Source organism: Bradyrhizobium vignae (genome assembly GCF_004114425.1).
In the GTDB taxonomy this organism is placed as follows: domain Bacteria; phylum Pseudomonadota; class Alphaproteobacteria; order Rhizobiales; family Xanthobacteraceae; genus Bradyrhizobium; species Bradyrhizobium vignae.
In genome coordinates, this window is the sequence record NZ_RDQF01000115.1 from 1 (window position 1) to 5,291 (window position 5,291).

Genomic DNA, 5,291 nt, shown 5'->3' on the forward strand with positions numbered 1-5,291 from the left:
GAGCCCCGTGACGTGGAGGCAACCTGGAGAAAGGTCGGTGAACTCCTCGATCTCTTCTCCAAGGAGGAGTGCACCAACTACTTCAAAAACTCAGGCTATGTTTCCGTATAAAAACATCATGCTCTAGTCCGAAGGCTCCGATGGGTTCCTTAAGTAGCGCAAGAGAAACAACGCGCTCGCCACCACGCGTTTCCTCGCTCTTCCTCGCAGGAGGCTTGGACGACTTCTCGTTCTTCGAACTTGAGATGCGCAAACGTTCGCGGAGCTGGGAGTGGAGTATTGGCTCCCGCGCCGGAAAAGCCATCAAACTTGACGTCGACCTGGTCGGCCGGAAATCCGTAGAGACGCGCAATCTTCTCCAGGAAGAGACGCGCGCGTCCCAAGCGGTGATGGAAGCGCTTGTACTTTCGCTTCAACCAGATAGCCAACGTCTGGTTGATGTAGCGCGCCAAAGGATAGAGCGCTGAACGCGTATATTGCCCATAATAAGCGATCCACCCCTAACCATCGGGTTTAGCTCGCGGGCAATATCGTCCAAAGTCACCTCGGTTCGCTTGCGAAGTTTCAAGCCTCGGATCGTCGCTCGCATGGCATTCAGCGCTGGTTTGCTGACCGCCGGAGTGAACCCGCAGAACATCCTCTGCGAACGCGGCCCCAGGACCGATCGCGGCCGGAAGCAATAACCGAGAAAGTCAAACATAACCGTCTCACTCTTGCCCCGGCGTCGGTCGTCCTTGCAGTAGACGATCCTCGTCTTCGTAGGATGCAGTTCCAGACAGCACTCCGCCAGCTGAGCCTGGAGCGCTTCGCGAACGCTTTGCGCCTCCATCTCATTCCGACAATGTACCAACCCGTCATCTGCATACCGACACCACCTGAGATCGGGGAACATCCGTGCCATCCAGAGATCAAATGCATAGTGCATGAAGAGGTTGGCGAGGATCGGGCTCACCATGCCCCCTTGTGGGGTACCGCGGCTTCGCTCGATTATCGTTCCATCCTCTTGCGCCATCGGCGCTGTCAGCCATCTTTCAATGTAGAGCAGCGCCCATGCGCACGTCACATGTTTCCGAACGGCCCGCAGCAGAAGCTCGTGGTCGATATTGTCGAACAGTCCCTTGATGTCGAACTCCAGAACCCAATCGTACTTCCAGGACCGCTGTCGCGTTATGCCTACGGCATCGAGAGCCGATTTACCGGGTCTGTAGCCGTAAGAATCCGCCAGAAAGATTGCGTCGAGAGCCGGCTCAATTAGTTGTTTGACAACCGTCTGTGCCACGCGGTCTGCCACAGTGGGCACCCCGAGGATCCTTTGGCCCCCACTCTTCTTTGGAATGGAGACGGCGCGAACAGGCGGCGGGAAGTAAGCGCCTGAGCTCATTCGATTCCAAATCTTGTAGAGATTGCTCTTCAAGTTGGATTCGAACTGCTCAATCGTCACTCCGTCGACACCGGCTGCGCCACCATTGGATCGCACCTGCAGATATGCTTCGTACACCTCTCTCTTGTCGATGTTGAACCATTTGCTCGGCTGGTTCACCGCCGTCCTCCTGTTGTCAGTTGCGACGGTGGCCAGCCCTCCTGATCCGATCCCTTTGCTCCGGCCCCATTACGAGCCTTCGTCGCTAATACGGATCGGTCCGTCCCAGTGCTCCGCGTCGGTAATCTCGCCTCGCGGTCTTCTCCGCTTGTGCTTCTCCCTTTGCATCGGAGCGACTGGTTCCTGCAGTTCCACGGCAGCGCCTGCATCCGATTCACGCCCCCTCAACGCCGGTCGCCGCCCGCCCGGTCATCAGGCTTCCGGCGGGCTCATCTCAGAGGGACGACACACCTCTGGTTTTGACGACGATTTCCACGTTACGACGGTTCATCGGCGGGTTCATTTTCATTCGTCTCTCGGACGCCTATCCGCTCGGGTATTCCCGACCGTTGGCTTCAACGGTCACGACCGCGCCTCTTAAGCGAAGCCGCTTGAAGTGATTTGGGACCTCCTCCTGAAAGTCGATCCCGAGGGGCCTACCCCGCTGCCACAGCTTGTGCACACAGATTTTCAGATCATCTCGATCATCCTTTCCGTGTGCTTCTGCAGCACATTATCATCGGCATGAAGGCGCTCGGCCGTCATGACATGGGCTTCCAGCAAGTGCAGCAGGGGATCCAGCGAGGCACAGACTGCGCCTACGGCATCTGCCATGGTCGACAGTGCGATCGGCACGCCTTCCGGCACGTAGCGCTCGGCCTGGCGGTTCAAGGGCTGATGCTGACCGAACTTCTCGAACATGATCATGGCCAACAGGCTCGGGCCAGCCCATCCCCGGGGCACGGCATGGAACGGCGCCGGCGCCTGGCTGATCTTCTCGCAGTCGCGACAGGAGAACTTCTCCCGGACCGTCTCGATCACCTTCCACTGGCGCGGCACCACTTCCAGCGTCAGCGTCACGTCCTCGCCAACCTTGCGCAGGCGATTGCTGCCGCAGCATTCACAAGCCCCAGGTCCATCGATTAGCACCCGTTCCCGGGGAAGGTGCTCGGGGAAGGTCTGGCGCTCGGCACGCTTGCGGGTAAATCCGCGCGCACCGTCATCGTTTGGCCACGGCCCGTTCCGCCGCAAGCTCGTCCTCGGCGGCGTCGACTTCCAGCTCCTCGAACGCCAGCGCCAACTGCTCGATCAGGCGCGACGAGCGCTCCGACCGCTGGCCGTAGATCTGATACCTTAGCTTGGCGATCTGTAGCGTCTGCTGCGCGGTCAGCGCTTCATCTTCCGACGCTTTCGCGCGGGCGACCGCAAGTTCAGCGGCGATCTCCAAACCCTTCGCGCGCTCGACCGCCAGCGCCTTCTTCAGGGCGGCAATGTCATCCGGAACAGCGTCGCGCTCAGCATCCATGCGACACAGTGAATCACAGATTGGACGCGTTGGGATTCCCCAAAATGCAAAAAAAGCTGCGGATTCTGCGCTCAGCCCGCGCTTAGCGGCCGCCAGCTCAGTTGCGGATTCCGCCAGTCGATCCCTTCCAGCATGTAAGCCATCTGCGCCGCCGAGATCGATACCGCGCCGTCCGACGCCGAGGGCCAGATGAACTTGCCGCCATCCAGGCGCTTGGCGTAGAGCGACATGCCCAGCCCGTCATGCCAGAGGATCTTGACAGATCGCCGCGGCGACCCCGGAAGATGTAGAGATCGCCAGCATGGGGATCGCGCTTCAGGCTCTCCTGGACCGCAAGCGCCAGGCTTTGCATCCCGCGGCGCATGTCGGTGTGGCGGTCGCGATCCAGACCCTGACGCCGCTCGAAATCGGGATCATCGCCGTCTCGGAAGCTCAAGAACCTGCTGCAGCGCCTCAACGTCCACGTCACGGTCAACGCGAACACGACAGCCGCCGCCGAGCTCAATCTCGATGATTCCAGCCCTTGCACGCTGCGCAGGCGTGAAGACGCAAGTTGTGGCGCGCCATCTCGAGATCGGAGCCGCCGCAGGCGTGATCTCAACCGGAACAAGCACCGGCGCGGCATCCCCGATCAACTTGCCTTCGCGCGTCAACCGGCGCCACGTGAACAATTGGCTCGTCGACAGCCCATTACGTCGCGCCGTCACTGACACCAAACGTGGCCCGCCATAGCTCTCGGTAACGATCCGCTGCTTTTCTTCCAATGTCCAACGGCGTCGAGCGCCCGTCGAGACGACTTCAAGTCGGGAAACCTTCGGCATAGGCATATGGTCAGTCATACGCCTATGTCTTCATCCTCCATCAAACCGCGCAAGGCGGTCCTCGCCGGAGCGATACCCCAATGCGGCACGAGAGGCCCTGAGCGAGGCACCTTGTTGGCCTGCTTTGGGCTACAGCTCGCTGACCCTGGAGGAGTACACGGCACCAAGTCGAGCCGCGGCGCGCATGATCGCCCGAACGATGCCGCTGCAGCCGTTCAGATTACCTGATGGCATCGCTTTTGCTCATACGCTCTATAGCGCTTTGAGAAGCTTGGTGGTGTTTCAGAATGAACTACTGGTTGCGTCAAAAGAATACGTTCTTGTTCGGGACAGCAGCGAGACCCGCCGCTAACTCGCCGCGAGGCCATTCGCGGATATTGGCGACAACGAGACGATGGCGTCGCAAGGATCCGAATTTGATCCGTATAGCGCTAGCGGTTCTCGTCGTCGACATCTTGCTCGCGCTCGCCTCCCGGACAGCCGTCGATTTCATCCTCAGATAGATCCGCGCTCTTGAGCAAGCGAAGTGAGGCCACCCAGTATGCAAGCTGGCAGACTACAAGACAAAGAACGCTGACAGCTACGCCCTCGAGCAAGCGAAATCCGAAGAAGTGGAGAACCAAGGCTGAGAGGATAGCGATGAGGACTGACAAGAGACCAACCGCCCAGATCCGATAAAACAAACCGGTCAACAATCCCAGGATCGTGCTTGCCAGAAGCAAGGTGAGAATGATGGTCACATTCGATACTCGATTAGCGTAAAGGCACTCTGCTCGTCTCGCGCCAGCGATGCTCACTTGGAAAACTCGTTGATTTGCGCCGAGCGAGATCATCCTCACGCAGATCGCGGCGCTCGAACAAGAACTCGTAAAGCCTTAGCCGCAACAATGATTGGTTATTCTTAACCATGAAACTGCGACTAAAATTGCTTGGATAGTCTTGGACTCACATCGAGTTCGCCCGCGAAGCTTATCCAAAAGCGCGTCCGCCATCCCATTCACAAATGGATGGCCGTCAGGAGGACGGCGAGGCGCTGCTTGCCTGGGCCAAGGTCAGCATTCCTCTCAAGAACGCTCTTCTAGAGGCAGACGCCAGGGCTCTTGAGGTCGCCTATCAGAAGAGGCTCGAGGAAGCTGCCCTTCCAGACATCCATCCAGCAGAGCAGCCCGCCATGTTAGCGGTCGGACGATCTCTACCTGAGGAATCTGTTTCGGAGCCATCCGAAGACATTTTAGTGCCAGTCCCCTACGGAGCCTCTACGCAACTCCCCTAGCAACCGCGGAACCGGCGGGTACCCGGCGGGCCGGCAGCAGATATTAAGGTATCTTTCGCGAGCACCAGCAGACTAGCACTACTTTGGCAGATTGTTGATTTTGGCGCGTTTTATTAGGATTCCCGAATCAATTTTTCAATGATTCATGGGTGGTCGGCTCTTGGAGGGCTGACCATGCCGGGATTGGAAGACGAACTCGAACGCTGGCTGATGCCGTTCTTGGACCGACTGGGTCATAAGACCCGGCAGCGGATGTGTCCTCTGTATGTTGCGGGATTGATCGGTCCCGGCGATCGTAAGAGCGTTCAGCCG

The 5,291-nt window shown here is 58.7% G+C and carries 4 protein-coding genes and 3 pseudogenes; 1 reads left to right on the forward strand and 6 read right to left on the reverse strand.

Annotated elements, in window-relative coordinates:
- Window positions 1-149 precede the first annotated feature (149 nt).
- From EAV90_RS41575 to EAV90_RS38705, 6 genes and pseudogenes are all read right to left on the reverse strand, one after another.
- Entirely contained in the window at window positions 150-452 is a 303-nt protein-coding gene (locus EAV90_RS41575) for a hypothetical protein (protein WP_347338835.1), read from the reverse strand.
- Window positions 413-1,540 (reverse strand): group II intron reverse transcriptase/maturase, encoded by a 1,128-nt coding sequence (gene ltrA, locus EAV90_RS38685; RefSeq protein ID WP_245509736.1) that lies wholly within the window; start codon window positions 1,538-1,540, stop codon window positions 413-415. Before ltrA ends, EAV90_RS41575 begins: the two co-directional genes overlap by 40 nt.
- Before the next feature lie 546 nt (window positions 1,541-2,086).
- Window positions 2,087-2,885: pseudogene (locus EAV90_RS38690) on the reverse strand (IS66 family transposase); the annotation flags it as partial.
- Between the two features lie 71 nt (window positions 2,886-2,956).
- Window positions 2,957-3,249, reverse strand: a pseudogene (gene tnpB, locus EAV90_RS41945) (IS66 family insertion sequence element accessory protein TnpB).
- Window positions 3,250-3,298: 49 nt separating this feature from the next.
- Window positions 3,299-3,724, reverse strand: a complete 426-nt coding sequence (gene tnpA, locus EAV90_RS38700; RefSeq protein ID WP_245509738.1) for an IS66-like element accessory protein TnpA — start codon at window positions 3,722-3,724, stop codon at window positions 3,299-3,301.
- Window positions 3,725-4,137: 413 nt separating this feature from the next.
- Window positions 4,138-4,446: a hypothetical protein gene (locus EAV90_RS38705; RefSeq protein WP_129146429.1), complete on the reverse strand. Its 309-nt coding sequence runs from the start codon at window positions 4,444-4,446 to the stop codon at window positions 4,138-4,140.
- Window positions 4,447-5,117: 671 nt separating this feature from the next.
- Here EAV90_RS38705 and EAV90_RS38715 point away from each other — a divergent pair.
- Window positions 5,118-5,291: pseudogene (locus EAV90_RS38715) on the forward strand (IS701 family transposase); the annotation flags it as partial.

Coding starts and splice junctions, on each gene's coding strand:
- tnpA (WP_245509738.1), bottom strand. CDS start 3,724: ATGACTGACCATATGCCTATGCCGAAGGTTTCCCGACTTGAAGTCGTC.